The organism is Luteibacter sp. SVR4-7G, from assembly GCF_056755555.1.
The window spans coordinates 17,002-43,713 of the sequence record NZ_JBPGXO010000014.1; the positions used below are offsets into that span (position 1 = coordinate 17,002).

Genomic DNA, 26,712 nt, shown 5'->3' on the forward strand with positions numbered 1-26,712 from the left:
CGTTCTGGCATAGTGAAGGCCCTTCACCCTGGAACAGAAGCGCCGGCCATGAAGCGTACCTCGTATCCGAAGGAAGACATCAAGGTGCTCCTGCTCGAGGGCGTCAGCCGCAGTGCGCTGGACACCTTCCGCCAAGCCGGGTACTCGCAGATCGAGTTCCACGAAAAGTCGCTCTCCGGCGACGATCTGCTGGAACGCATTGCCGACGCGCACATCGTAGGCATCCGCTCGCGCACGCAGCTGACCGCCGAGGTGCTGGCCGAGGCCCGCCGGCTCATGGCCGTGGGCTGCTTCTGCATTGGCACGAACCAGGTCGACACCGTGGAAGCGGAACGGCTTGGCATTCCCGTGTTCAACGCGCCCTACTCCAATACCCGCAGCGTCGCCGAGCTGGTCATTGCCGAGACGATCCTGCTGGTGCGCCGCATTCCGGAGAAGAACGCGCAGTGCCATCGTGGCGGCTGGTCGAAGTCGGCCGCCGGCAGCTTCGAGGTTCGCGACAAGGTGCTCGGCATCGTCGGTTATGGACACATCGGCACGCAGGTGGGCGTCCTGGCGGAAGCCCTGGGCATGCGCGTCATCTTCCACGACATCGAGCCGAAGCTTTCGCTCGGCAACGCGCGCGCGGCCGCCAGCCTCGAAGACCTGCTGGAGCGTTCCGACGTGGTGACCCTCCACGTGCCCGAGACGCCGCAGACGAAGAACCTCATCGGTGCGACCGAGATGGCACGGATGCGGCCCGGCTCCATGCTGGTGAACGCCTCCCGCGGCACCGTGGTCGACATCGACGCGCTCGCCGCCGCGCTGCATTCGAAGCACCTTGCCGGTGCGGCGATCGACGTCTTCCCCGTGGAGCCCAAGGGCAACGACGATCCCTTCGTCTCGCCGCTGGTGGGCATGGACAACGTGATCCTCACGCCGCACGTGGGCGGCAGCACGGCGGAGGCTCAGGAGAACATCGGCATCGAGGTGGCCTCGAAGCTGGTGCGTTACAGCGACAACGGCGGCACGCTTTCGGCGGTCAACTTCCCCGAAGTGTCGCTGCCCGGCCACCCGACCAGCCGCCGGCTGCTGCACATCCATCGCAACATCCCTGGCGTGCTTTCGCGCGTGAACGACGTGTTCTCCCGCGCGGCGGTGAATATCGACGGCCAGTACCTGCAGACCTCGCCGCAGGTGGGCTATGTGGTGATCGACGTGACCACGAGCGAAGAGCACGCGGTGGCGTTGCGCAACGAATTGGCGGCCATCGACGGGACGCTGCGGACGCGCGTCCTGTACTGAGCGCCGGTACCCGGAGGGGGGATTGCGTCCCTCCCCCGGCATGTTTACAGTGTAAACATGCCGTCCGATACCACCGCCAGCCGGATCCTCGCCGCCGCCCACGCCCTCTTCGACGCGCAGGGCGCCGAGGCCGTGACGATGCGCCGGGTCGCGGCCGAGGTGGGCCTGTCGGCCATGGCGATCTACCGCCATTTTCCGAACCGGGAGGCGCTGCTGGAGCGGCTTTCCAACGACAGCTTCGAAGAGGCGGCACGCACCTGGAAGGCACATGCGCGCCAGCGCGATCCCCGGCGGCGCCTGCTGGCCATGCTGGAGTCGTACCTCGATTACGCCCTGGCTCATCCACATCTTTTCGATCATGCGTTCGGGCTACCCCGCGAGGATGCCCGGCGCTTCCCCGAGGATTTCCGCGCGCGCCGCTCGCCCACGCTGAACCTGATCGCCGATGCGATCGTGGAAGGCATGGCCCAGGGCAAGCTGCGCGCGCTCGACGAATGGGAGCTTGCGATGGACCTGTGGGCGCACGCCCATGGACTCATCGCGCTGTACCGGGCGGGTCGCTTCAGTTACGACCAGGAGCGCTTCCGCACTTTCTATCGCGCCTCCACGGGAAGACTGATCGATGCCTTCGCAACTTGAACGTTCCGTCATTCCGGCCTGGGCCCTTGCCGCCGCACTGACCGCCATCGGCTGGTGGTTCGGCAGCGGCACCCATCCCTTGTGGTGGGCGACCTGGTTGGCGCCTCTTCCCGTCCTGTGGCTCACGTCCCGGGTACGGACCGCTTGGGCCGTCGCTGCCGCCTTCCTGGCGATGGCCATCGGTTCGGGCAACCTGTGGTCGTACATGTACAGCCACATCCACCTGCCGCTCGGCACGGTCATCTACGCGATGGTCTTGCCGGGAGTCATGTTCGCGCTCTGCATCCTGCTTCATAAGTGCTTGTTGCTGCGGCATCGTCCTGTTGCCGCACTGCTCGCGGTCCCGGTCGCCTGGGTCGCACTGGCCTTCGTCAACAACCTGCTTTCGCCGCACGGCACGTTTTTCGATATCGGGTATACGCAGGCGAACGCGCTGCCGCTGATCCAGGTAGCCGCCGTCACGGGCATCTGGGGTATCGGTACGCTGCTCATGCTGGCCGTGACCGCGGTAGCCATGCTCGCTGCGGTCGACGTCCCGCGCCGGACCCGGATCGCGATGCTCGGCGCCTCGGGGCTGGCCCTCGTGCTCGTCCTCGCCTACGGTTTCTGGCGCCTCGATGTGCCGGCCACCTCAAGCGTGCGCGTCGGGTTGGTCTCGCTCGAACAGACAGGGAAGCTGGTGTCGGTCGATTCGCCGGAAGGCACGGCGCGCCAGGACCGTTACCTGGCGGCGATGGACCGGCTTGCCGCGCAGGGCGCACAGCTGGTCGTGATTCCCGAGGGCACGTTCGCCACGACCGCCGCCATCCCGGCCTTCGCCGGGTTCGCGCAGCAGCGAGGAATCACCCTGAATATTGCCGTGGACTTCCAGGGCGAATCCGGTGCCGAGCGCAACATGGCGATGGTGTTCCAGCCAGGAGCGGCGTCGCCCGTCATGTACGACAAGCACCACCTGATCCCCGGTTTCGAAGACAGGTTCACGCCGGGCAGTGAATTCCAGGTGCTGGACGGTACGCCCCGTATCGGCCTCGCCATCTGCAAGGACATGGATTTCCAGGATGTCGCCATCGCCTATGGGCAACGGAACACTCAGCTGCTGCTGGTGCCTGCATGGGACTTCGTGGTGGATGGCTGGCTGCACAGTCGCATGGCGATCATGCGGGGCGTCGAAGGCGGTTTCGCCGTCGCCCGGACCGCCCGCTCCGGCCGCCTCACCTTGAGCGACGACCGCGGCCGGGTGATGGCGGAAGTGTCGAGCGAACAGGGCGACGCGGAACTGGCCGGCAACCTTCCGCTGCGCGAGACGCGCACGCTGTATGCGCGCTGGGGCAACTGGTTCGCGTGGCTGGATGTGGTGGGGCTGCTGGTGCTCGTAGGGCTTGCGGCGATCCCCACCACTCGTCATTCCCGCGAAGGCGGGAATCCAGTGTCTTATCGCCCGACCGAAGCATGAGTCGCTGGGGTCCCCGCCTGCGCGGGGACGACGGGTAGGGAGTGCCCGCCCATAAAAAAAGCGCCCCGATGGGACGCTTTTCCGAAAAATGGTCGGGGTGGCGAGATTCGAACTCGCGACCACTACACCCCCAGCGTAGTGCGCTACCAGGCTGCGCTACACCCCGACGAGCGAACGATTGTAACAGCATCGCCGCGATCTGCGGAAGGCGGATCAGCGACGAAGGAGGGTCAGGACTTCTTCGAGCTCCAGGCGAACCTGGCGCACGATCTGGTGCGACATGCTGGCTTCCATGCGTGCCTGCGGTCCTTCCAGGCGGGCGCGGGCACCCGTGATGGTGAACCCTTCGTCGTATAGCAACGAACGGATCTGGCGGATCATGAGCACGTCGTGGCGCTGGTAATAGCGGCGGTTGCCGCGGCGCTTGACGGGCTTGAGCGCGGGAAACTCCTGCTCCCAGTAGCGAAGGACATGCGGCTTGACGCCGCAAAGCTCGCTGACCTCACCGATGGTGAAGTAGCGCTTCGCCGGAATGGCGGGAAGTTCGGTGTTATTCCCTGGATCCAGCATAGCCCTCGACTCTTACCTTGAGTTTCTGGCCGGGACGGAAGGTGACCACCCGCCGGGCAGAGATGGGAATTTCTTCGCCGGTCTTCGGATTGCGACCGGGCCGCTGATTCTTCTGCCGCAGGTCGAAATTGCCGAAGCCCGACAGCTTCACCTGCTCGCCTCGCTCCAGCGCCTCGCGCACGACCTCGAAATACGCGTCCACGAATTCCTTGGCCTCGCGCTTGTTGAGGCCCACGTCGAGGAAAAGCCGCTCGGCCATTTCCGCCTTGGTCAGCGCCATCTTATCCTCGCAGTCTCGCCTTGCATGATTTCTCCAATGCCCCCACTGCGTCTGCCACGCGAGCGTCGGCATCGTCGTCGGTAAGGGTGCGTGAAGCGTCCTGTAAAATCAAGCCCATAGCGAGACTCTTTCGCCCTTCATCGATGCCCTTGCCCGCGTAGCGATCGAACAGGCGGATCTCCTTGAGGACGTCGCCGAGCGCGCCGCGCACGGCGGCTTCCACGGCGGACCAGGTCACCTCCTCCGGCAACTCCACCGCGATATCGCGGCGTACCGCAGGAAAACGCGGGACGCGGCCGGCGCTCGGCAGGCGCCGGGAGAGAATCGGCTCGAGGGCCAGTTCCATCACGTGGACATCGGGACCGAGGTCCAGCGACTTGGCCAGCGCCGGGTGCAGGGCGCCAAGGAAGCCGGCCGGCTGCCCGTCGCGGAGCACGCGGGCACCGCGTCCGGGGTGGAGCCAGGACGGCAGGTCCTCGGCGTCCACCGACCAGCGCTGCGGTTCGCCGGTATGGCCGATCAAGGCGTCGAGATCGCCCTTGAGGTCGAAGAAGTCGACCGTGCGCGACACCTCGCCCCACTGCTCCGCCCGTGCGCCGCCCGAGGCGACGACGGCGACGCGGCCGACCTCGTCCGGGGCGCCACCCGTAGCGTGGAAGCTGCGCGCGACTTCGAACAGGCGCACGCGCTCCTGCTGGCGGGCGCGGTTATGGCGCAGCGCCTCGACCAGGCCGGGCAGCAGCGAGGTGCGCATGACCGCCAGGTCGGCGGAGAGCGGGTTTGCCAGGGGCACCCAGTCGCGCTCCAGCTGCCAGGTTTTCAGCAGGTCGGCGCTGACGAAGGACAGGGTCACCGCCTCGTAGTAGCCGCGGGCAGCAAGCTGGTCCCGCAACGCCATCTCGGTCAGGCGAGCTTCCGGCTCGGCGCGCAGGGCGATCTCGCCCGCCGGCACGTGGGTCGGAATGCGCTCGTAACCATGGATGCGGGCGACCTCCTCGATGAGGTCCTCCTCGCGTTCGATGTCGAAGCGGCTGCTCGGCGGCGTGATCTGCCATCCGTCGGCAACCTCGACCACGCCCATGCCGAGAGCGGTGAAGATGCGGCTGACTTCGGCGGCTGCCACTTCGATGCCCAGCACGCGGCGCAGACGCGCATGGCGGAGCAGCACCGGCGCGTGCTCGCGCAGGTCTTCCAGACGCTCGGCCACGGTGACCGGGCCGGCCTTGCCACCGGCGATCTGCAGCAGCAGTTCCGTCGCCCGCTCCATGGCCCGCGCCGGCAGCGCCGGGTCCACGCCGCGCTCATAGCGGTGGGAGGCATCGGTGTGCAAACCAAGCTTGCGGGCACGGCCCATGATCGCCGACGGTGCGAAGTGGGCGGCTTCGAGGAATACGTTACGGGTGTTGTCGGTCACGCGAGAGTCGAAGCCGCCCATGACGCCGGCGACGGCCAGCGGACGCGCCTCGTCGGCGATCACGACGAAGGACGGATCGAGCTTCGCGTCGTTACCGTCGAGCAGCTTCAGCGTCTCGCCCTCGCCCGCATGGCGGACCCGGATGCTGCCGGACAACGTGTCGTTGTCGAACGCGTGCAGCGGATGGCCGAGCTCGAGCATCACATACTGGGTGATGTCGACGATGGCACTGATGGGGCGGATGCCCGACCGGCGCAGGCGCTCGGCCAGCCACAGCGGCGAGCGTGCCGTGGCGTCGACGCCCTCGATCACGCGGCCGAGGTAGCGCGGCGCGTCCGCGCCGGCTTCGAGTTGCACGGAGCGCGAGAGACTCGAGCCGACCGGCGCTTCGGTACTGCCGACCGGCTTGACGCGGCTGCCGAACAGCGCCGCCACATCGTGGGCGAGACCGTTCAGTCCGAGCACGTCGGGGCGGTTCGGGGTGATCTTCAGCTCGATGCTGGCGTCGGGCAGGCCGAGGTATTCAGCCAGCGGCGTGCCGACGGGCGCATCGGCCGGCAGTTCGAGCAGTCCCGAGGCATCGGCATCGATGCCGAGCTCTTTCGCCGAGCAGAGCATGCCGGACGACTCGACGCCACGCAGCTTCGCCGCCTTGATCTGGATGCCGCCGGGCAACACGGCACCGACCTTGGCGAGCGGCACGCGAATGCCGGCGCGTGCGTTGGGTGCGCCGCAGACGATCTGCAGGAGCTCGCCCTGCCCCGCGTCCACCGTGCAGACCTGGAGGCGGTCAGCCTCGGGATGCTTCGTGGCTTCCACGATCTCGGCGACCACGACGCCGTCGAGGCCCTCGCCCAGGGGCGTGACCTCTTCGACTTCCAGGCCCGACATCGTCAGCGCGTGGACCAGCGCCGCGCGATCGGCGTCGATGGTCACCAGTTCGCGTAGCCATTTTTCGGAGAATTTCATGGGAGCGACTCGTTGAACTTGGGATCGATCAGGCGAACTGGCGCAGGAAGCGCAGGTCGTTCTCGAAGAAGGCGCGCAGGTCGCTTACGCCGTAGCGGAGCATGGCGAAACGCTCCACGCCCAGGCCGAAGGCGAAGCCGGTATAGCGCTCCGGGTCGATGCCGCAATTGGACAGCACGGTCGGGTGGACCATGCCGCAGCCGAGCACTTCGAGCCAGCGCGTGCTGCCGTCCTCGGCATCCCAGCGGATGTCGACCTCGGCGGAAGGCTCGGTGAAGGGGAAATAGCTGGGCCGGAAGCGCATTTCGAAATCGCGCTCGAAGAACGCCCGCACGAACTCGGCCAGCGTGCCCTTCAGGTCGGCGAAGCTGGAGGTCTCGTCGACCAGCAGCCCCTCGATCTGATGGAACATCGGCGAGTGGGTCTGGTCGGAATCGCTGCGGTAGACCTTGCCCGGCGCGATGATGCGGATCGGCGGCTGCCGGCCCTGCATCGAGCGGATCTGTACCGGCGAGGTATGCGTGCGCAGCAGGCGGCCGTCACCGAAGTAAAAGGTGTCGTGCATGGCACGGGCCGGATGGTGCGGCGGAAAATTCAGCGCCTCGAAGTTGTGCCAGTCGTCCTCGATTTCGGGACCGTCGGCACGCTGGTAGCCGAGGCGACCGAAGATGTCGGCGATGCGTTCGAGCGCCCGGGTGATCGGGTGGATGCCGCCGTATTCGCCATCGCGGCCCGGCAGGGTCACGTCGATGCGCTCGGAGCCGAGGCGGCGGTCCAGTTCCGCCTGCTCCAGCGACTGCCTGCGCAGCGCGATGGCATCGGTGAGGCGCTCCTTGGCCCGATTGACCTCGGCGCCACGCGCCTTGCGTTCGTCGCCGGAGAGCTGGCCGAGGGCCTTGAGAGCGGCAGTGACCGCGCCGTTCTTGCCCAGCAGGGCCACGCGCAGGGCATCCAGCGCCTCGAGCGTGGGAGCGGCTTCGATGTCCCGCAGGGACGCGTCGATATGCTCGATCGATTCCATCAGGTTTCCGATTTTCCTGGGCGGAAAAAAGAATGGGGAGAAGGCAAGGCCTTCTCCCCACGTTATCCATCATCGCGCGGTATCGCTACCGCGCGTGGTACAGCGGATTACGCAGCCAGACTGGCCTTGGCCTTCTCTGCGATCGCGCCAAACGCCTTGATGTCGTGCACGGCCAGGTCGGCGAGGACCTTGCGGTCGACCGAGATGTTGGCCTTGGCCAGACCGTTGATCAGGCGGCTGTACGACAGACCGAACTGACGGGCGGCAGCGTTGATACGGACGATCCACAGCGCGCGGAACTGGCGCTTGCGCTGCTTGCGGCCGATGTAGGCGTACTGACCGGCCTTGATGACGGCCTGGTTAGCTACGCGGAAAACCTTGCGGCGGGCGTTGTAGTAGCCCTTGGCACGGCCGATGATCTTCTTGTGACGACGACGGGCGGTAACGCCACGCTTAACACGAGCCATGGTTCAAGCCTCCCTTAGAGATACGGCAACATGCGAGCCACACCCTTGGTGTCGCACGCCTTGACGTGGTTGGGAGCGCGCAGGCCGCGCTTACGCTTGGTCGACTTCTTCGTCAGGATGTGCGACTTGAAGGCGTGACCGGCCTTGAACTTGCCGGATGCGGTCTTGCGAAAACGCTTCGCGGCCGCCCGGTTGGTCTTGATCTTGGGCATCGGAATGCTCCGTATTCGGTTGCTGACTGATCCGGCGGCAAGGCCTTGAAGGGCCTGCACTTTCCTTCCTGCCGGGTACGGTGGTTCGGCCCATCCATTCGGACCGAGCCGGCGATGATACACGAATCTTAAGACGGTGTGTAGGAGCGCGCCTGCGCGCGACAGACTTTCGCGCCAGTCTTCTAGGTGGCGCGCCAGCTCCGGGGCTTGGCCTCAAAACATGTCGCGCGCAGGGCGCGCTCCTACAAGGAGCCTAGGCGATCAGACCTTCTTCTTCGGTCCGATCATCATGACCATCTGGCGGCCTTCCAGGCGGGGGAACTGCTCGACCACGCCCTCTTCGCCGATATCGGTCTGGATCTTCCGGGCCAGGTTCTGGCCGAGGTCCTGGTGGGACATCTCGCGGCCGCGGAAACGGATCGTGACCTTGACCTTGTCGCCTTCCTCGAGGAACTCGCGCATCTTGCGCAGCTTGATGTCGTAGTCGCCCACGTCCGTGACCGGACGGAACTTCACTTCCTTGATCTCGACCTGCTTCTGCTTCTTCTTGGCGGCCTGGGCCTTCTTCTGGGCTTCGAACTTGAACTTGCCGTAGTCCATGATGCGGCAGACCGGCGGATCGCCGTTCGGCTGGATTTCGACGAGGTCCATGCCGAGGTCTTCGGCGGCGCGGATGGCGTCACGGGTTTCCATGATGCCCAGCTGCTCACCTTCGACGCCAAGCACCCGGACCCGCGGGACGCGGATCTCGTTGTTCTTGCGATTGCCCTTGTTTTCGGTCGTAGCGATACCGCTATCCTCCAGAAGAATGATCCCAATACCGGACCCGCAGCCTTATCGGCGGGTCTCGGCTTCCAAGCGTTGGACGAACTGTGCCAGCGGCATGCTGCCCAGGTCGTCGCCTCCACGGGTACGTACGGAGATGGTACCTGTTTCCCGCTCGCGGTCGCCGACCACGATGAGATAGGGGACCTTCTGCAACGTATGCTCGCGGATTTTATATCCGACCTTTTCATTGCGCAAATCGGCGGCCACCCTGAAGCCTTGTCCGACAAGGGCTTGCACGATTTCACGCACGTAATCGGCCTGAGCGTCGGTGATGCTGAACGCCACGGCCTGAATGGGGGCAAGCCAGGTGGGAAGCAAGCCCGCGTGGTGCTCGATCAGGATGCCGATGAAGCGCTCCATGGACCCCACGATGGCCCGGTGCAGCATCACCGGATGCTGGCGCTGGCTGTGCTCGTCGACGTACTCGGCACCCAGGCGCTCGGGCATCATGAAATCCACCTGCATCGTGCCCACCTGCCAGGCGCGGCCGATGGAATCCTTCATGTGGTACTCGATCTTGGGGCCGTAGAAGGCGCCCTCGCCCGGCAGTTCCTCCCAGGTGACGCCGGCGGCGGACAGGGCGGCCCGCAAGGCGTGCTCGGCCTTGTCCCAGACCTCGTCCGAACCGATGCGCTTGTCCGGGCGCAGGGCGATCTTCATCGCGATGTCGTTGAAGCCGAAGTCCTCGTACACCTTCATGGCCTGGGCGTGGAAGGCGGCGACCTCCTCTTCGATCTGGGCCGGGGTGCAGAAGATGTGGCCATCGTCCTGGGTGAAGGCGCGCACGCGCATGATGCCGTGCAGCGCGCCCGAGGGCTCGTTGCGGTGGCAGCCGCCGAACTCGCCGTAGCGGATCGGCAGGTCGCGGTAGCTGTGCAGGCTGGTGTTGAAGATCTGCACGTGGCCCGGGCAGTTCATCGGCTTGAGCGCATAGGTGCGCTTCTCCGACTCGGTGAAGAACATGTTTTCCTGGTAGTTGTCCCAGTGGCCGGACTTCTTCCACAGGCTCACGTCCATGATCTGCGGGCCGCGCACTTCTTGGTAGCCGCTCTTGCGGTACACGCCGCGGACGTACTGCTCCACGGCCTGCCAGATGGCCCAGCCCTTCGGGTGCCAGAACACCATGCCCGGTGCTTCTTCCTGCTGGTGGAACAGGTCGAGCTGCTTGCCGATGCGGCGGTGGTCGCGCTTCTCGGCCTCCTCCAGCTGGAGCAGGTAGGCCTTGAGATCCTTGTCGTTGAGCCAGGCGGTGCCGTAGATGCGCGTGAGCATCTCGTTGTTCGAATCGCCGCGCCAGTAGGCGCCGGCCACCTTCATGAGCTTGAAGGCGCGCAGCTTGCCGGTGTTGGGCACGTGCGGGCCACGGCAGAGGTCGGTGAACTCCCCCTGCGTATAGAGCGAAAGCTCCTCATTGGCCGGGATCGATTCGATGATCTGCGCCTTGTATTCCTCGCCCATGCCCCGGAAGAAGCGGATCGCCTCGTCGCGGCTCATCACCGAGCGCGTAACCGGGATCTGCTCCTTCACGATCTTCTCCATCTCGGCCTGGATGGCGTCCAGATCGTCCGGGGTGAAGGGCCGCTCGTACGCGAAGTCGTAGTAGAAGCCGTTTTCCACCACGGGGCCGATGGTGACCTGCGCGCCGGGGAACAAGCGCTGCACGGCCTGGCCCAGCAGGTGGGCGGTGGAATGGCGGAGGATGTCCAGCGCCTCGGGGCTCTTCTCGGTAACGATCTCAAGCGCCGCGTCGCGGTCGATGGTGTAGCTGGCGTCCACCAGCTTGCCGTCCACCTTGCCGGCAAGGGTGGCCTTGGCCAGGCCGGCGCCGATGGAGGCGGCGACGTCCTGCACGGAAACCGGGTGATCGAACGGGCGCTGGCTGCCGTCGGGTAGCGTGATCTGGATCATGGATGGTGGTTCCGGACAAACAAAAAGGGCGCCAGGCGCCCTTCGGGGTACGAAGACGTGGCGGGGGCTCAGGTTGGGAAGCGCGTAGTCCGCATGTCGCACACTCGGCCGGCGTTGCCGCGGGCCACCTTCGTTGCATGGATATCTGGCGAAAACTAGATCAGGGTCGCTGCCGTGTCAATCGGGGGCATCCGTTTCGGTCTCTGGGCGACCCACTTTCCCGATGGGTTTGCCGTCCGCTAGCCGTCGCCCAATGTAGGAGCGCGCCTGCGCGCGACAGGTTTTCGCCCCAGTCCTGAAGCTGGCGCGCCAGCTTCGAGTCGCGGCCTCAAAAGATGTCGCGCGCAGGCGCGCTCCTACAGCGGCCTAGGGGGGACCGAAATGCTGTCGCATGCCGGGCGCGCTGCTACAGCAGGCGGCGCAGGAGGCCTGATGCGCGCTGGGTCTTTCGTTGCGTGGCGTGGCTCAAGATGTCGGGCGATGCGAAGAGCGTGAACCAGCGACGGGCGCGGGTCACGCCGGTGTAAAGCAATTCGCGCGTCAACACGGGCGATGGTTCGGGCGGCAGCGCAAGCGCCGTATGTTCGAACTCCGAACCCTGAGACTTGTGCACCGTCATTGCGAACACCGTCTCCACCGCCGCGAGACGACTCGGCACGATGAAGCGGATGCGTTCGCCACCGCGTTCGTCCATCACCGCGAAGGCGACACGGAGCGCCATGCCACCCTCCCCATCCGGCACCCACAAGGTTATGCCCACGTCGCCATTCATGAGGCCAAGGGTGTAGTCGTTGCGCGTGAGCATCACCGGGCGCCCTTCGTACCAGCCGCCGGTCGCGTCTATCAGTCCCCGGTCGAGCAGGCCCTGCGCGATGCGCGCGTTCTGCCCGAGCACGCCGTGCTCGCCCAGGCGCGTGGCACAGAGCAGCTGAAAGCCCGCGTAGGCTCGCAGGGCGCCGCGGCCCCACGCGGCGATGGCCGCGTCGTCGGCTCCGACGGGCGGACGTTCGCGTTCGATCCAGTCAAGGTAATGACGATACCCCGGAGCGCCGTCGCGGCCTTCGATGGCCAGCCTGGCGATGGCAGCCGGCGACGGGGTACCGAGCGCCACATCGTCGAACAGGTCGAACACCGCACATGCGCGGCTGGCGTCTCCCTCGTTGATCGCCGCGGCCAGCGCGCCGATACCGCTGTCGCTGCCAAAACGGCGGCTCAGGCGCAGCATCGCCACATGCTGGTCCAGGGTTGCGGCATCGCCACCGTCCGTCCAGGGCGTGACGTCTTCGCCGCAGACGGCACGGACCCAGTCGCGCGTAGACAGGTCGTAGTGACCGGCGTCCGCACGCGCGCAAAGATCGCCTAGGACCGCACCGGCCTCCACCGACGACAGCTGGTCCTTGTCGCCCAGCAGCACGAGGCGCGCACTGGGCGGCAGGGCCTCGAGTGTTGCCGCCATCATTTCGAGATCGATCATCGACGCTTCGTCGATCACGAGGACGTCGAGATGGAGCGGATTCTCCGCGTTATGCCGGAAGCTGCGCGAATCCGGGCGGGTACCGAGCAGCCGGTGCAGCGTGGTCACTTCCGCGGGGATCGCCTGCTTCACCGCAGGGTCGATCTGAAGCTGCGCCACCTGCCCCGCGATGGACGCATTGAGGCGAGCGGCCGCCTTGCCCGTCGGCGCGGCAAGGCGGATGCGCAGGCGGCTTCCGCCATCGCGCAACGCCAGGGTCTGCAAAAGACCGAGCAGGCGCACGACGGTGGTCGTCTTGCCAGTGCCAGGCCCACCCGTAATGACGGCAAAACCGGAACGCGCAGCGAGGGCGCAGGCGATCTTCTGCCAGTTCGGGCGGGAGCCATCCGGCGGGAAAAGGCGGTCGAGCTCGGCACGGAGGCCGGCGCCGGCTTCGCGATCGCCCATCCGCCCGCGGATGGCCTCGGCCACGCGCGCCTCGTCGCGCCAGAAGCGGCGCATGTAGAGCAATCCGTGCTCGAGGACGAGCGGCGCGGCGGGGTCTCCAGCGGGATCCGCCACCACCTTTGATACGGAAAGGAAAGTCATCGGATCGCCGAGACCGGGCTCGCGCTCGCGCAGCGCTTCCAGGGGCATGCAGATATGCCCGTCGCCGAGTTCATGACTCAAAAGCGCGGCAGCGATCTGCACACGTGCGTCCACCGCCGGATCCAATTCGCGCAGGAAGCGGGCAAATGCGCGGTCGACCGCCTCGATGCGGGCATCTGCGAGAGCCTGGTCAAGCCAGGCGGCGCTGTCGGCGATCATGCGGCGGCTCCTTCGAACAAGGCGTCCATGGCCTCGATCATCGCCTTCGGCGGCCGCTCCCCGTGCACACCGTGGCCGCGGCCGTCGACACCGCGCAGGAAGAGATAGACGGCGCCGCCCACATGGGTGTCATAGTCGTAGGCGTCACCGAGCCGGCTACGCAGGTGCCGGTGCAGCGCCAGGAGATACAGCGCGTATTGGAGTTCGTAACGTGCCTCGAGGATCGACTGCCGCATGGCGTCGGGCGTATAGGCGCGCTCCTCCTCGCCTAGCCAATTCGACTTGTAATCGACGACATACCAGCGCCCGTCGTGCTCCACGATCAGGTCGATGAAGCCCTTGAGCATGCCATTGATGGTATCCGCCGCCAGATGCGGGCGCTTCGCGGCCCCGAGCGTGTGTTCGCGGACGATGCGATCGAGCGCCAGCGTGTCCACGTCCCGCGACTCGAACAGGAACTCAAGCTCTGCGCGGTATCGCGTGGCATCGTCCACGTCCGTGAGCGCCACCTGTCCGGCATCGGGCAAGGGCATAGGCGTGCGCAGCAACACGAGCAGCCAGTCCGTGAGGAGATCGATGAAGGCAGTCCAGCCGGGCCGCCGCCCACAACGGCGCGCGACCATGTCGCGCAGGCGCTCGCGGTCGTCCGCGATGGTCGCAAAGCCTTCCTCCGCGATCCATTCGAGCAGGTCGTGCAGGAACGTGCCGGCTTCGGCGCCGCGCGGGAACGCATGGATGCCGCTCACCTGCGGCGATGGCACGACAGGCTCGGTCGCGTATTCGACGATGACGTCGTCGGTGGCCGTTTCTGGCGCCGCGATATCCTCGGCATAACGCAGGCCGCTATAGCTCGCGATACGCCAGGGCTTCGCCGGGGCGATCGCAGGCTCGCGCGCAGGCCGTGGCGCCACTTCCTGTTCGGCCGGGGCGTAACGGCGCTCGTCGGGCGGCGGCATGTATTCCACGCGGATCGAGGGCACGCCGTTCGCGAGTTCGCGAAGCAGGCCCGCGATCGCTCCGTTGGCGATCTCACTGCCGCCCCCCAGCAGGTGGCCGAAGGCGCTGCGATGCACCTGAGGGGTACGCGAGTTATTGTGGCAGACGGGCGCCACGCCGACGTAGCAGGCATGCCGTGCACGGGTCATGGCCACGTAGAGCAGGCGCAGGTCTTCCTGGAGTTCCGCCAGGTCGGCTGCCTCCTTGGCGCGTTCGGACGCCTCGCCGCCCCTGGATTTGCTCACCAGTTCCAGCTGGGTCCCCGCGCCATCGTGGTAGCGGTACGTCGCCTGCCCGGGATGGGTGCCGCCACTGGCGCAGACGAAGGGCAGGAACACCACGGGGTATTCGAGGCCCTTGGATTTGTGGATGGTCACCACCTTCACGACATCCTCGTCGCTTTCCAGACGCACCAGCTGGTCGTCGCCATGATGACTCGCGGTGTCCGCGATGCGTTCGGCGAGGTGGCGGATGAGCGCCTGTTCACCGTCGAGAGTGGACGCAGCATGCTGCAGCAGTTCGGCCAGGTGGAGCACATTGGTGAGCGCGCGCTCGCCGCCCGCACGACCAAGAAGTCGCGCAGGCAGGTCGAAGCGATGCAGCAGCGAGTGCAGCATCGCGAGCACGCCCGAGCGTTGCCACACGTGGCGCAATGCGACGAACAGCTCGCCACGTCGCTCCCAATGCGCTTCGTCCACATTCAGCCGTTCGAGTTCGGCATAGCCGAGGTCGAGCGTTCGCGTCGCGAGGGCGGCTCGCATCGCGATATCGGAAGCGGGCGATGCCACCGCGCGAAGCCACGCCAGTACGTCGCCGGCCTCGATGCTCTCGAGCACGGAGTCGCGGTCGGAAAGGAAGACGCTGCGCACATGCCGCGAGGCCAACGATGCCCGCACCTGTATGGCCTCGGTCCGGCTCCGGACCAGTATGGCGATATCGGCCGGCTTCAGCGGAACGAAGCGATCGTCGCCATCCACGAATCCGCTATCGCCCCGCGTCGCGCCATCGAGCAGGCGCACGATCTCGCTGGCACAGGCTTCCGCCATCTGTTCGCGATAGTGACGCACACCGACTGGCACCTCGTCGTCGAGCAGCCAGAGGCGCAGCGCAGGCTGTTCCTGGCGATCGATCACGAAGCGCTCCACCCTCCCCTTTGCTCCCACGGCAGCGAAGGGAAGACTGCGCTGGGGGAAATGGAACGCGCCATGGGGATGCCGTTCGCCGTGCAGGAACACGGCGTTCACCGCTTCCACCATGGCCTGGGTGGAACGGAAGTTGGTCTCCAGGCTGTAATGCGGGGCCCTGGCTTGCGCCCGTGCCGCGAGATACGTGTGGATATCCGCGCCGCGGAAAGCATAGATCGCCTGTTTCGGATCGCCGATCAACAATAGACCCACATCGGCCGCGTCGGCGTAGACGCGGCTGAAGATGCGGTACTGGACGGGATCGGTGTCCTGGAACTCGTCGATCAACGCCAGTGGGAACTGCCTGCGGATGGTCTCCGCCAGCAGGTCGCCTGCCGGGCCGTGCAGCGCTGCGTCCAGGCGCTGCAGCAGATCGTCGAAACCGATCTGCGCGCGCTTGCGCTTCAGCATGGCGAAGCGTTCGCGCACGCGGGTCAGCGCATCGGCCAGCAGCGCATGGCGGATTTCCACCTTTCCTTCGTTCCCCGACTGCCAGGCATCTAGTGCGGCGAAGGCCGGATGTTCGGGTCGTGACTTGCCCTTGCAGGTAGCCTCGCCAAGCCGCGTCGCCGTGAAGCGCTGAAGCTCCTCGTCGGTCGCTTCGCCACCCAACGCCCACCGGCGCAGGGGAGCAAGATAGCCCGGCATGCGATCGGGGCGATAACGATTGTTATTGAGTACCTTGGACGTCGACGCATCCGTGAGCAGGGCTTCGATCCGGTCCACGTCGGCACGCCACGCCGAGGCGGCCTCGGCACGCAGGCGCTCGTTCTCCGCCTCCCAGGCTTCGCGCGCTGCGAGCAGGGAGCGCGGATCGGTCACGGCATCGAGGATCTGTCCCTCGACCCGCAAGGTCACCTCCCCGCCGTAAAACAACGGCTTCAGCGAGCGCAGCAGATCGTCCGGCGAATGCCATTCCTCGAGAACGGCTTCTGCCTGACGTGGCGATAGCGGATAGAACGCCTGGCGCCAGTAGTCGCGCACGCAATCGGCAAGCAACTCGTTCTCGTCCGGCTCCAGCGTGAGCGCGAAGGCGTGGCCGCTGCCGAAGGCATGCTGCGTGAGCATGCGCTGGCTCCAGCCGTGGATGGTGAAGATGGCGGCTTCGTCCATCCATTGCGCCGCCAGCTCGAGGCGGCGCGCACAGGCGGGATGGGCGTCCGCCGGATAGGTGGCGATCAGTTCCGCGAGGAAAGGTTCCGCCGAGGCGGATGCACGGAAGGCGCTGGACGCCTCGACGAGCCGCGCGCGGATGCGTTCGCGCAGTTCCTGCGTAGCCGCTTCGGTGAAGGTGACCACGAGCAACTGCGGCGGCAGCAACGGCTGCGCCAGGCCATGGCCGAGCACGGCGCGCACGTAGAGCGCGGCAATGGTCCAGGTCTTGCCGGTACCGGCGCTCGCCTCGATGAGACGCACGCCATCCAGGGGCATGGACGCCGGTTGCAGCGGTGCGACAGAAGGACTCATGCCGCCTCCACGCGCAGCGCGCCGAGGAAATCGGCATAGGCGGGCAGCCAGTCGACGAAGCCGCTGGCCATCAACGCACCGAACTGCGGAAACGCCCTGCGAAGATAGGCGTCGTTATCCACTTCGCCAGGCGCGCGGGTGCCTGGCGCCGTGGGCCCGTAAGCTGCGCGGGCCGCCGTTTCCGCCTTGTCTTCGCCTTCCCCGAGCCAGGCGAGCGCCGTGCGCAAGGCGATCGGGAGCGGACGGCGCATGCCCTCGCGCCACATCCGTACCACGTGCAGCAGATAGCCCTGGGCCACATCGGTACCCAGCGGCGGCATGACGATGGTGCCGTCAGGCCCCACGTAGCGGGTTTCCACGGCGATCCCCGCCGCCTGCGCAACGAGATGTTCGACCCACGCTTCGACGAGCCGACGCGCCACAGGCCGTCCTTCCTTGTCGATGACGGCGGTGGGGGATGCGCGCAACGACACCAGGTGTCCTTCGCCATTCATGCGCAGCCCCGCCAGCCAGTCCTCGATGACCAGCCCGTCTGCCGACACGCTCAGTTCGCGCTTGCCCGCGTCCAGCGGCCAGCGTGCGCATTCCGCCGCATAGCGGGCATGCACGGCGAGCGCGCCTTCTTCCAGCGTGCGCCGCGCCATGCCGGCGAAGCCACCCATCGGCAGGACACCGCTGCGCTGCAGGCGTGCGCTAGCCCTTTCGATGGCATGAGCAGGGTCGCGGCCTTCCTCGCGAAGTGCCGCATGCAATAGCGCGTCGATCATCCCATAACGGTCGAGGCCGCCAAGGGAGAAGGGTTCATTGTCTTCGCTCGCGGCTTCCGCCGCATCGAAGCGCACGCCAAGGCGGGTATTGAAGAACTCGCGCACGGGATGACGCAGGAAGCGGCGCAAGGTGGCGATCGGGACAGGCCGCTCCACGAGCAGCGGCTCGAGCGCGGCGTCACGGTATTCGTCGCGCGCCTCGTGGGCCACGCGCCATTCGCCCGCGTAAGTGAAGAGACGCGCGTCGCCCTGCTGGAAATACGCGCGGCTGAAAGGCTGCAGCGGATGGGTCACCGTCAGGGCCGCCAACACGTCGTCGTCCCCTGCGGTTCGCCAGCCGGCCGCGAGGTAATCGCGCAGCTGGCCTACCAGCACCGAGGGTGCGAGCTCGGCGTTGTCGCGCGCGCTGCGCCCCACCCAGCCGACATGCAGGGCATCGCGTGCCGAGAGCAACGCCTCGAGGAACAGGTAGCGATCGTCTTCGCGGCGCGAGCGATCGCCCGGCCGCCATGCACCGTTACGCGCCATCAGGTCGAAATCCATCGGTGGCCGCGCGCGCGGGTAATCGCCGTCATTCATGCCCAGCAGGCAGACGACGCGGAACGGGATGGCACGCATCGGCATCAGCGTGCCGAAGCTCACCGCACCGGCGAGGAAGCGCTTGGAGAGGCCGCCCTCGTCGAAGGGCGCCAGCCAGGCTTCGCGTACCACCTCCACCGGCAGGGGCTGCTCGAACGAGGCTTCCGCGCAGGCTCGCTCCCAGGTTTCCAAGGCATCCATCAAGCGCTCATGCAGGATGCGGTCGTCGGGCTCCGATGGCGCGAACAGGTCGCGCAGCAGCGCACGCAGGCGCTCGCCCCACAGGGCGGGCGACGCCGGAGTAGCCAGGTGACGCCAGTGCTTGCCCAGGGCAGCGAGGAGGTCTGCCAGCGGCCCCACCAGGCGCGCGTCAAGGCCGCCTACTTCGCCGTAAGGCTCGATGTCGCCCCATGCCTCGCCCTGCCCCGCGGCATAGCCAAGCAACATCCGGCGCAGGCCGAACATCCACGTGTTCTGCTCCAGGGCCGGCAGTCCCAGCGATGCGCGCTGGGCCGCGTCCAGGCCCCAGCGGATGCCGGCGCCCTCGGTCCAGCGATGCAGGAGCGGAAGATCGTCCTCCCCGAGACCGAATCGCTCACGCACCGCCGGCACGTCGAGCAGGTCGGCCATGTCGCCCACGCCGAATCGCGATTCCGGCAGCGCCAGCAGCATGTCCAGCGCCATCACCATCGGTGCGGTACCGCGCGCGGTGCGATCGGCGATGCTGTACGGAATGAAGCGCGCATCGTCGCGCGGCACGCGGCCGAAGACGGCATCGATATGCGGCCCGTACGTCTCGATGTCGGGGACCATCACGATGACGTCGCGCGGGAGGATCGGATCGCCCTTGCGCGATGCCTCCTCGAAACGTGCCAGCAACTGGTCGTGCAGCACCTCGACTTCGCGCTGCGGACCGTGGGTGACATGGAAGGCGATGGACGTGTCGCCCGCTTCCAGCAGGCGCGGCACCGCGGGAAGCGGTTCCAGATCCAGGATGGCTGCCTGCACCTGGCCAAGCAGCGTGTCGGTGCGCGGTTCCGCGAACAGGTCGATGCGCTGGTCCCAGGCGGTGAAGCGCTCGCGATAGCCGTCCGGGTTGTCGAATTCGTCGAGCAGGCGGATATAGTCGCGCCCCTGCTTGCCCCAGGCGGCCAGTAGCGGATGGGCATACCTGTGAAGGTCTTCGTCCGAGGGCAGGGCTGGCATGCCCGGCTTGCCCTGCTGGCGACGCCGCTCGGCACGCAGCAGTTCGCGGTCGTCGACGATGTCTGCCCAGTAATGCCGGCACGGATTCATGACCACGAGCAGCACCTGCGACCAGCGGCCGAGTGCGGCGAGGGCTTCCAGCGTCTGTCGCGGCAGCGACGACATGCCGAAGACCACGATGCGCCGCGGCAGGGCCCTGGGGCGTTCAGTGGCGGTGGACACGGCGGCAAGAAAGCGCTCGTGCACCGCGGCGCGGTTGCCGCGGGCCTCTTCGTCTCCCACGTCCGCCAGCAGGCGCCGCCACAATGCCGCCTGCCACCGGTCGGCCGCCGGGAGCGCCGGTGCGCCACCGCGCGCGTCGCGAACCACGTCGCGCCCTTCCGCCCAGTCGTCGAGCCAGTCGGCGCGATACACCTGGTACTGGTCGTAAAGGTCGGCGAGGCGCTCAGCGAGTTGATGGCATTTGCGCGCGTCGTCGCCGTCACCGAGGAACGCCGCCAGCGACTCGAAACCGGAATCGCCCGAAAGAGCCGGCAGCAGGCGCATCAGGCGCCATACCAGGCGCGACTTGTCGAAGGGCGATTCCGGCGGCACCGCGTCGCGGCCCAATACGGCGCGATACGCCTCCCACAGGAAGCGGCCCGGCAGCTCCACGTCCACCGCCGCGGCAATCCCCAGGCCGCCTTCATCGCTGCCGCGGGCGAGCGCCATGCGAAACCACTGGGCGATACCGTTCGACTGCACGAGCACGCGCTCGTCCTCGAGCGGACGCAGCGGCGTGCGGGCCAGCCAGCCGACCAGCACGTCGCGCAGTTCCTCGAGGCGGTTGCCGTGCAGGACCATCAGGCCCGGCACGATGTCGTCCACGTCGCTCAACGGGCGGCTCCAGGGCGAAAAGGTGCGATGGCGATCATCGCCGATCCGCGTCTCCCCGGGTGAGACTTCAGAAGGGTTTCGCCACGACCAGGAAGATGATGGCGATCAGCACCAGCACCGGCAACTCGTTGAGGATGCGCAACGTCTTCGTGGAAGGCAGCGTGCCGCCCGCGATGCTCCGCTTCAGTAGGCGCCCGGTCCAGATGAAATAAGCCAGCATCAGCACCACGAGCGCCAGCTTGGCGTGCAGCCAACCGCCGCTCACGTGGAAGTACAGCCAGAGCACGAGGCCGAACAGGAGAGCGATGCCGAACATGTTGTGGCCGAACTTGTAGAGCCGGCGGCCCATCAGTTCCAGGCGCGCCTTCACCGCCGGCTCGTTGCCGGCCTCGGCGATGTTCACGAGGATACGCGGCAGGTAGAACACCGTCGCCATCCAGGCGATGACGAACACGATGTGCAGGGACTTGGTCAGCAGGTAGGCCACCGGCAGCGCTCCGTCAGGGGAAGCGTCGAGTTTAGCCCACGCTGCGACGGGCACAAAAAAAGGAGCCATCGGCTCCTTTCCTGCGGTCTTCGTGCCACTCCATGAGAGGAAGTGGTGGGCGGTACAAGGATCGAACTTGTGACCCCTACCATGTCAAGGTAGTGCTCTACCGCTGAGCTAACCGCCCGAAGAGCTGCGCAGTTTACCGGCCCCTGCCGGGCTCTGCAAGGGGTCGGGGCCGTCCTAGCGGAGGGCCCGTTCGCGCAGGCGGTGGATCTCGTCGCGGAGTTTCCCGGCCTCCTCGAACTCCAGGTTCTGGGCGTGCTTGTACATGCGGGCCTCGAGCTTCTTGATGGTCGAGCCCACCTGCTCCGGGCTGAGGGCGCCGTAATCGGGCACTTCCTCCGCCACCTTCCTGGCCTCCCTGCCCTTCTTGCCCTTGCCGCCGCGCGAGCCCACGTCGGCGCGCGCGCCCTCCATGATGTCCGCGATGCGCCGGACTACCGTCGTCGGGGTGATGCCTTGGGCGGCGTTGTACTCCTTCTGCTTCTCGCGGCGACGGGCGGTCTCGTCCATCGCTTCTTTCATCGAGCCGGTGATCTCGTCCGCATACAGGATGGCCTTGCCGCGGACGTTGCGCGCCGCGCGGCCGATGGTCTGGATCAGCGAGCGGGTGGATCGGAGGAAGCCTTCCTTGTCGGCGTCGAGTATCGCCACCAGCGACACTTCCGGCATGTCCAGGCCCTCGCGCAGGAGGTTGATGCCCACCAGCACGTCGAACTCGCCGAGACGGAGATCGCGGATGATCTCCGTGCGCTCCACGGTGTCGATGTCGGCATGAAGGTACCGCACCCTCACGTCGTGCTCGGAGAGGTAGTCGGTGAGGTTCTCCGCCATGCGCTTGGTCAGCGTGGTCACCAGCACGCGATCGCCCATGGCGACGCGCTTGTGGATCTCGCCCAGCAGGTCGTCCACCTGGGTGCGCACCGGACGCACCTCCACCTCGGGATCGATGAGGCCGGTGGGACGCACCACGAGTTCCACCACGTTGCCGTCCGAACGCTCCAGCTCATACTTCGCAGGCGTCGCCGACACATAGATCGCACGCGGCGCGCGGCGCTCCCATTCCTCGAAACGCAGTGGCCGGTTGTCCATCGCCGACGGCAGGCGGAAACCGAATTCCACCAGCGTTTCCTTGCGCGAGCGATCGCCCTTGTACATGGCGCCAAGCTGCGGCACGGTCACGTGCGATTCGTCGACCACCATGAGCGCGTCCGGCGGCAGGTAGTCGAACAGCGTCGGCGGCGGCTCGCCTGGACCACGCCGGGTCATGTGCCGCGAATAGTTCTCGATGCCCTGGCAGAAACCCACCTCGGCCATCATTTCCAGGTCGAAACGCGTGCGCTGCTCGAGGCGCTGCGCTTCCACCAGTTTATTGTCGCGATAGAGCTGCTCCAGGCGCTCGGAGAGCTCGATCTTGATCGTCTCCATGGCGTTCAGCACGCTCTGCCGGGTGCTGGCGTAGTGCGTCTTCGGATACACCGTGTAACGCGGCACCTTGCGCAATACTTCGCCGGTCAGCGGGTCGAACAGCGAGAGGTTTTCCACGTCGCCGTCGAACAACTCGATGCGCAGGGCCTCGGACTCTGATTCCGCCGGGAACACGTCCACGACCTCGCCGCGTACGCGGTAAGTGCCGCGGCGCAATTCCATCTCGTTGCGCACGTACTGGAGTTCGGTGAGCTGACGGATGAGCGCGCGCTGTTCGATATGCTCGCCACGCGAGAGAATCAGGCGGAGGCTCATGTAGTCCTCCGGGTCGCCAAGGCCGTAGATCGCGGACACCGTCGCGACGATCAGCGCGTCGCGACGCGACAGCAGCGCCTTGGTCGCGGCCAGACGCATCTGCTCGATATGGTCGTTGATGCTCGAATCCTTCTCGATGAAGGTGTCCGAAGCGACCACATAGGCTTCCGGCTGGTAATAATCGTAGTAGCTGACGAAATACTCCACGGCGTTGTGCGGGAAGAATTCCTTGAATTCGCCGTACAGCTGCGCCGCCAGGGTCTTGTTGGGCGCGAGCACGATGGTCGGCTTCTGGATCTTCTCGACCACGTTGGCGATCGTGAAGGTCTTGCCCGAACCGGTCACGCCCAGGAGGGTCTGGGCAGCCAGGCCGGCCTCGAACCCTTCGGTGAGGCGGGCGATGGCCTCGGGCTGGTCGCCCGAGGGTTTATAGGGGGAGACGAGCTGGAAGCGATCGGTCATGGCTGACGATATGCTGGTTCGGAGGTCAAGTTTAAAGCGCCAGTGCCTACGCGCCGTGATGCAGCGCACCGGGGGCGCGCCAGCCCCGAAGCCTGGCATGGTCGCGGGCCCCAGACCCACGGCAGGCCGGAACCGTGCCCAGCTCCCGTTCATGCGGCTACACCTTGTCGGAACTGCTGGTCGTCATCGCGATCGTTGGCATCGTCTGCGGCCTCGCCGCGCCGGCCATGGGCGAAGCGGTCGCGCGGCACCGGCTGAGGGCCGCGGCCGACGACCTGCTCGATGCCCTGCGAAAGGCCCGCTCCATCGCGGTATGGCGCGGCCACGAGACGCTCGCATGCGCGAGCGGTGATGGGCGCACCTGCTCGTCCTGGGCCGACTGGACCCAGGGCTGGATCGTCCGGGACATGCGCAAGGGCGCCATCCTCGCCGCCGGGTCGCAGCTCGATCGGAAACTCGCTGGCATCCGCCGCCCGGGCCGCGAGGAGATCAGGTTTGCCGCCAATGGCACTTCTCCCGGCACCAACCAGACCATCGTCCTCTGCGTCCGCGGTCGGCCGGCCACAGCTGTGGCTGTCATCATCGGAAACGCAGGACTGGCCCGACGCGAGCCAGCGGCACCGGACGACGCGGCGCTCTGCGCCAGGCAGCGTTCACGGAGGCGCTGAGGAAGCTTGACAGCCCATCCCCAGTTCCACAAAATACGTGGCTCCCCGCCCGAATAGCTCAGCCGGTTAGAGCACTTGACTGTTAATCAGGGGGTCGTTGGTTCGAGTCCAACTTCGGGCGCCAGGTTTTGAAAGGTCGGCAGCAATGCCGGCCTTTTTTTATTTGGTTCTTGCGCTGATGCGCTACGCCGCGCGAATCGCAGCCAGCAGGTCGGCGCGGCCGTAAGGTTTCTGCAGGCGGGCATGCACTGTCGCGGCGTGCTCCGGCAGCTCCGCATAACCGCTCGCGAGCACCACGTGGATGTCGGGATAGGTTTCCGCGACGCGGGATGCCAGTTCCATGCCCGTCATGCCCGGCATCGCGTGGTCGGTAATCAGGATCGAGACCGAGGGCGATTCGCCGAGCACCTTCAGAGCCTGCTGCCCCGATGACGCGCCTACGGCGTCATAGCCCTCGAAGCACAGCATCTCCACCGTGGTGGAGAGAACCAGCGGGTCGTCGTCGACGACGAGTACCGAGGTCGCTTCCGTGGCCTCGAGCGGCGCTTCGACAGGAGCTTCCCGACGGATCGCCGATGCCATCACTGCTCCCTTCGCAGGCACCTCCACGGACAGCACCGCAGGCTGTGCGAGCGGCAGCCAGAGGTCCACCGTCGTGCCGCCGGGCCGCGAGCTGTTGAGCCTCAAAGCGCCGCCGCACTGCTGCACGATGCCGTGCACCATCGACAGCCCCAGTCCCGTGCCCTTGCCCACGCCCTTGGTCGTGAAGAAAGGTTCGGTGGCGCGCTCGAGGGTCACCGGATCCATGCCCTCACCATTGTCGGAAATGGAAAGCCGCACGTATTCGCCGGGCGAAAGGCCGAGCCCGTCGGTGGCGCGGACATCGTCGGTCTGGCCGGATATCCGCAACGTCCCTCCGTCGGGCATCGCATCGCGCGCGTTCACCGCCAGGTTCAGCAGACAGAGTTCCAGCTGGTTCACATCCGCGAGCACCGCCGGCAAAGACAAGGGGAAACTCGCCTCGACGAGGATGCCCGGGCCGAGCGACGTACGCATGAGGTCGGACATGCCATAGACGAGATCGGGAACGTTCACCGGCGCCAGATGCAGCTGCTGCCGGCGCGCGAATGCGAGCATGCGCTGTACCAGCGCCACGCCGCGCCGCACGCCGCTCAATGCGTTGCCTACCAGCGTGCGGGCGCGCGGCGGCATGCTCTCGACCTGCGTGAGCAGGTCGAGATTGCCGTGGATGGCCATCAGCAGGTTGTTGAAGTCGTGCGCCACGCCGCCGGTAAGCTGGCCGATGGCCTCGAGCTTCTGCGACTGGAACAAGGCATTGCGGGCCTGTTCCAGGGCCAGGGCCGCGTTGCGCTTCTCGGTGACGTCGCGCGTCACCTTGGCGAAACCGATGAACTCGCCGTTGTCGTCGTCGATCCGGTCCAGGATGACGTGGGCCCAGAAACGCGTGCCGTCCTTGCGAACGCGCCAACCTTCGGTCTCGAGGCGCCCCGCTTCCTTCGCAGCCTTGAGGTTTTTCCAGGGCTCGCGGGTGGTGACGTCCTCCGGGGTAAAAAACGCCGAGTAATGCGAGCCGATGATGTCTTCGGGCTTGTAGCCCTTGATCCGCTGTGCGCCGGAATTCCAACTGGAGACGTTGCCTTCGGGGTCCAGCATGTAGATGGCATAGTCCGCAACGCCCTGCACGAGCAAGCGGAATTGCTCGTGGCTGCGTCGGAGTTCGTCGATGTCGTCACGGTTCATGGATGGCCTAGTCCCCCGGCGCGCACCGTAACCACGATGGCCTCACGAAACCGTGAAGGTTCCTTCACCTGCCCGGATTCATGCCCGGGAGACGTGGGGATTGCCCGCCACGAGCCAGCGCCACAGGAGGTCGGTGCCTTCCCTGATGCCGATGCGCGCTGAGCCCGGCACGTTCTCGGGCGGAGGCATGCCGTCGTCGAGCACGGTGTATCCGTCACGCGCCCGCACCAGGTCGATGCCGTTCTGCTCACCGGTGATGCCGAGCGCCTGGGTCAGGCGGGCCGGGCCGCTGCAGAGTTCGCGATCGCGCCGGACCTTCGGCCGCGCCTCGCGCATGCGCTCTATGCCCGCCAGCGGCTCGAGCGCCCGGATGAGCACGCCGGATCCTTCGCCTTCATCGCCACAGACCGTATTGCAGCACCAGTGCATCCCATAGGTGAAGTAGACATACATGTGCCCCGGCGGGCCGAACATCACGGCGTTACGTTTGGTCTTGCCGCGAAAGGTGTGCGCAGCCGGGTCGATGGCGCCGACATAGGCTTCGACTTCCACGATGCGTCCTGCCCGCCCGTCGGCGCAGGCGAGCACCTTGTTGAGCAGCTCAGGGGCGACGACGCGGGCGTCGCGATGAAAGAAGGAACGGGGAAGAACGGCGCCTGGCCAGCGGGGTCGACGCGATGCCATCAGGGCTCCACCGGCTCGCCATCGGTATCCGGATCGGGCCCGGGCCTCTCTACCGGCTCATGCTCGTATGGCGGCGGCGACGTGCCGGGATGCGGCCTCTCGGAATCGGGGACGGGACGGTACGGTCTTGGCACGTCGGCGAGGCTCCGGCAGGCGACTCCGCGCCATGAAACCGCAGGGGGCGAGCCACGATCGCGGCCGCCCCCTGCGTGGGTCCATCAGAATACGCCAAGCAGCCAGCAGATGAGCACGATGGCGAGGATGACGCCGATACCGCCGCTAGGGCCGTAGCCCCAACCGCTGGAATAGCCCCAGGTGGGCAGGCCGCCGATGAGGGCGATGATCAGGACGATGATGAGAATAGTGAAAAGCATTGCGGGTCTCCGGCAGTGGGCCAGTGAGTCGCATACTCGCGCGCCACCCCGTCTAGGATGCGTGACGCG

General features: G+C 66.6%; 20 protein-coding genes and 3 tRNA genes. 5 read left to right on the forward strand and 18 right to left on the reverse strand.

Translation table 11 applies throughout. From position 1 onward, the window contains the following. Positions 1–48: 48 nt before the first annotated feature. Genes serA through ACR9ZH_RS07365 form a run of 3 tightly spaced genes read left to right on the forward strand, consistent with a single transcriptional unit; the run spans position 49 to position 3,376 of the window. On the forward strand, positions 49–1,284 hold the full coding sequence (serA, locus tag ACR9ZH_RS07355) for a phosphoglycerate dehydrogenase (protein ID WP_481290110.1): 1,236 nt from the start codon (positions 49–51) through the stop codon (positions 1,282–1,284). 57 nt (positions 1,285–1,341) lie between these two features. Next, the gene (locus tag ACR9ZH_RS07360) at positions 1,342–1,923 is read left to right on the forward strand and encodes a TetR/AcrR family transcriptional regulator (protein ID WP_481290111.1); all 582 of its coding nucleotides are present in this window, start codon (positions 1,342–1,344) and stop codon (positions 1,921–1,923) included. Continuing rightward, a complete protein-coding gene (locus tag ACR9ZH_RS07365; RefSeq protein ID WP_481290112.1) occupies positions 1,907–3,376 on the forward strand; it encodes a nitrilase-related carbon-nitrogen hydrolase in 1,470 nt (489 codons plus the stop codon). Before ACR9ZH_RS07360 ends, ACR9ZH_RS07365 begins: the two co-directional genes overlap by 17 nt. Positions 3,377–3,465: 89 nt before the next feature. Here the strand turns inward: ACR9ZH_RS07365 and ACR9ZH_RS07370 are convergent. The 15 genes from ACR9ZH_RS07370 to uvrB form a co-directional block, all read right to left on the reverse strand. Then, positions 3,466–3,542 (reverse strand) — tRNA-Pro (locus tag ACR9ZH_RS07370). Positions 3,543–3,589: 47 nt separating this feature from the next. Further along, positions 3,590–3,946: a MerR family transcriptional regulator gene (locus ACR9ZH_RS07375; protein WP_036114913.1), complete on the reverse strand. Its 357-nt coding sequence runs from the start codon at positions 3,944–3,946 to the stop codon at positions 3,590–3,592. Further along, on the reverse strand, positions 3,927–4,226 hold the full coding sequence (ihfA, locus tag ACR9ZH_RS07380; RefSeq protein WP_036114917.1) for an integration host factor subunit alpha: 300 nt from the start codon (positions 4,224–4,226) through the stop codon (positions 3,927–3,929). The genes ACR9ZH_RS07375 and ihfA overlap by 20 nt, the downstream gene beginning before the upstream one ends. Before the next feature lies 1 nt (position 4,227). Next, positions 4,228–6,609 (reverse strand): phenylalanine--tRNA ligase subunit beta, encoded by a 2,382-nt coding sequence (gene pheT, locus ACR9ZH_RS07385; protein ID WP_481290113.1) that lies wholly within the window; start codon positions 6,607–6,609, stop codon positions 4,228–4,230. Positions 6,610–6,637: 28 nt separating this feature from the next. Continuing rightward, positions 6,638–7,630 (reverse strand): phenylalanine--tRNA ligase subunit alpha, encoded by a 993-nt coding sequence (pheS, locus tag ACR9ZH_RS07390; protein WP_481290114.1) that lies wholly within the window; start codon positions 7,628–7,630, stop codon positions 6,638–6,640. 107 nt (positions 7,631–7,737) lie between these two features. Then, positions 7,738–8,097, reverse strand: coding sequence for a 50S ribosomal protein L20 (gene rplT, locus ACR9ZH_RS07395; RefSeq protein ID WP_072322974.1), 360 nt, complete (start codon positions 8,095–8,097; stop codon positions 7,738–7,740). 14 nt (positions 8,098–8,111) lie between these two features. After that, positions 8,112–8,309 carry a 50S ribosomal protein L35 gene (rpmI, locus tag ACR9ZH_RS07400; protein ID WP_036114929.1) on the reverse strand — a complete coding sequence of 66 codons (198 nt, stop codon included), beginning with the start codon at positions 8,307–8,309 and terminating at the stop codon, positions 8,112–8,114. 261 nt (positions 8,310–8,570) lie between these two features. Further along, complete coding sequence (infC, locus tag ACR9ZH_RS07405) at positions 8,571–9,098, reverse strand: translation initiation factor IF-3 (RefSeq protein ID WP_481290160.1); 528 nt, start codon at positions 9,096–9,098, stop codon at positions 8,571–8,573. Positions 9,099–9,143: 45 nt separating this feature from the next. Then, positions 9,144–11,045 (reverse strand): threonine--tRNA ligase, encoded by a 1,902-nt coding sequence (thrS, locus tag ACR9ZH_RS07410; RefSeq protein WP_481290115.1) that lies wholly within the window; start codon positions 11,043–11,045, stop codon positions 9,144–9,146. A gap of 406 nt (positions 11,046–11,451) precedes the next feature. After that, the gene (gene recD / locus ACR9ZH_RS07415) at positions 11,452–13,326 is read right to left on the reverse strand and encodes an exodeoxyribonuclease V subunit alpha (protein WP_481290116.1); all 1,875 of its coding nucleotides are present in this window, start codon (positions 13,324–13,326) and stop codon (positions 11,452–11,454) included. Then, positions 13,323–16,973, reverse strand: a complete 3,651-nt coding sequence (gene recB / locus ACR9ZH_RS07420; RefSeq protein WP_481290117.1) for an exodeoxyribonuclease V subunit beta — start codon at positions 16,971–16,973, stop codon at positions 13,323–13,325. The genes recD and recB overlap by 4 nt, the downstream gene beginning before the upstream one ends. After that, on the reverse strand, positions 16,970–20,392 hold the full coding sequence (gene recC / locus ACR9ZH_RS07425; RefSeq protein ID WP_481290161.1) for an exodeoxyribonuclease V subunit gamma: 3,423 nt from the start codon (positions 20,390–20,392) through the stop codon (positions 16,970–16,972). The genes recB and recC overlap by 4 nt, the downstream gene beginning before the upstream one ends. Before the next feature lie 76 nt (positions 20,393–20,468). After that, positions 20,469–20,888 (reverse strand): CopD family protein, encoded by a 420-nt coding sequence (locus ACR9ZH_RS07430; protein ID WP_481290162.1) that lies wholly within the window; start codon positions 20,886–20,888, stop codon positions 20,469–20,471. Between the two features lie 112 nt (positions 20,889–21,000). Continuing rightward, positions 21,001–21,075, reverse strand: a tRNA-Val gene (locus ACR9ZH_RS07435). A 56-nt stretch (positions 21,076–21,131) separates the two neighbouring features. After that, entirely contained in the window at positions 21,132–23,156 is a 2,025-nt protein-coding gene (gene uvrB, locus ACR9ZH_RS07440; protein WP_481290118.1) for an excinuclease ABC subunit UvrB, read from the reverse strand. Positions 23,157–23,290: 134 nt separating this feature from the next. Between uvrB and ACR9ZH_RS07445 the strand changes: the two genes are divergently transcribed. Together ACR9ZH_RS07445 and ACR9ZH_RS07450 are read left to right on the forward strand one after the other, a co-directional pair. Next, positions 23,291–23,824, forward strand: a complete 534-nt coding sequence (locus ACR9ZH_RS07445; protein ID WP_481290119.1) for a GspH/FimT family pseudopilin — start codon at positions 23,291–23,293, stop codon at positions 23,822–23,824. Between the two features lie 47 nt (positions 23,825–23,871). Beyond that, positions 23,872–23,948: transfer RNA gene (locus ACR9ZH_RS07450), tRNA-Asn, on the forward strand. A 59-nt stretch (positions 23,949–24,007) separates the two neighbouring features. Here ACR9ZH_RS07450 and ACR9ZH_RS07455 read toward each other — a convergent pair. The 3 genes from ACR9ZH_RS07455 to ACR9ZH_RS07465 all read right to left on the reverse strand — a co-directional run bounded on the left by ACR9ZH_RS07455 (position 24,008) and on the right by ACR9ZH_RS07465 (position 26,643). Next, complete coding sequence (locus tag ACR9ZH_RS07455) at positions 24,008–25,585, reverse strand: ATP-binding protein (protein WP_481290120.1); 1,578 nt, start codon at positions 25,583–25,585, stop codon at positions 24,008–24,010. Between the two features lie 78 nt (positions 25,586–25,663). Continuing rightward, complete coding sequence (locus ACR9ZH_RS07460; protein ID WP_481290121.1) at positions 25,664–26,269, reverse strand: DNA-3-methyladenine glycosylase; 606 nt, start codon at positions 26,267–26,269, stop codon at positions 25,664–25,666. A gap of 218 nt (positions 26,270–26,487) precedes the next feature. Next, the gene (locus ACR9ZH_RS07465; RefSeq protein WP_167022543.1) at positions 26,488–26,643 is read right to left on the reverse strand and encodes a DUF3309 family protein; all 156 of its coding nucleotides are present in this window, start codon (positions 26,641–26,643) and stop codon (positions 26,488–26,490) included. Positions 26,644–26,712 lie beyond the last annotated feature (69 nt).

Coding starts and splice junctions, on each gene's coding strand:
- serA (WP_481290110.1), top strand. CDS start 49: ATGAAGCGTACCTCGTATCCGAAGGAAGACATCAAGGTGCTCCTGCTC.
- ACR9ZH_RS07360 (WP_481290111.1), top strand. CDS start 1,342: ATGCCGTCCGATACCACCGCCAGCCGGATCCTCGCCGCCGCCCACGCC.
- ACR9ZH_RS07365 (WP_481290112.1), top strand. CDS start 1,907: ATGCCTTCGCAACTTGAACGTTCCGTCATTCCGGCCTGGGCCCTTGCC.
- ACR9ZH_RS07375 (WP_036114913.1), bottom strand. CDS start 3,946: ATGCTGGATCCAGGGAATAACACCGAACTTCCCGCCATTCCGGCGAAG.
- ihfA (WP_036114917.1), bottom strand. CDS start 4,226: ATGGCGCTGACCAAGGCGGAAATGGCCGAGCGGCTTTTCCTCGACGTG.
- pheT (WP_481290113.1), bottom strand. CDS start 6,609: ATGAAATTCTCCGAAAAATGGCTACGCGAACTGGTGACCATCGACGCC.
- pheS (WP_481290114.1), bottom strand. CDS start 7,630: ATGGAATCGATCGAGCATATCGACGCGTCCCTGCGGGACATCGAAGCC.
- rplT (WP_072322974.1), bottom strand. CDS start 8,097: ATGGCTCGTGTTAAGCGTGGCGTTACCGCCCGTCGTCGTCACAAGAAG.
- rpmI (WP_036114929.1), bottom strand. CDS start 8,309: ATGCCCAAGATCAAGACCAACCGGGCGGCCGCGAAGCGTTTTCGCAAG.
- thrS (WP_481290115.1), bottom strand. CDS start 11,045: ATGATCCAGATCACGCTACCCGACGGCAGCCAGCGCCCGTTCGATCAC.
- recD (WP_481290116.1), bottom strand. CDS start 13,326: ATGATCGCCGACAGCGCCGCCTGGCTTGACCAGGCTCTCGCAGATGCC.
- recB (WP_481290117.1), bottom strand. CDS start 16,973: ATGAGTCCTTCTGTCGCACCGCTGCAACCGGCGTCCATGCCCCTGGAT.
- uvrB (WP_481290118.1), bottom strand. CDS start 23,156: ATGACCGATCGCTTCCAGCTCGTCTCCCCCTATAAACCCTCGGGCGAC.
- ACR9ZH_RS07455 (WP_481290120.1), bottom strand. CDS start 25,585: ATGAACCGTGACGACATCGACGAACTCCGACGCAGCCACGAGCAATTC.
- ACR9ZH_RS07460 (WP_481290121.1), bottom strand. CDS start 26,269: ATGGCATCGCGTCGACCCCGCTGGCCAGGCGCCGTTCTTCCCCGTTCC.
- ACR9ZH_RS07465 (WP_167022543.1), bottom strand. CDS start 26,643: ATGCTTTTCACTATTCTCATCATCGTCCTGATCATCGCCCTCATCGGC.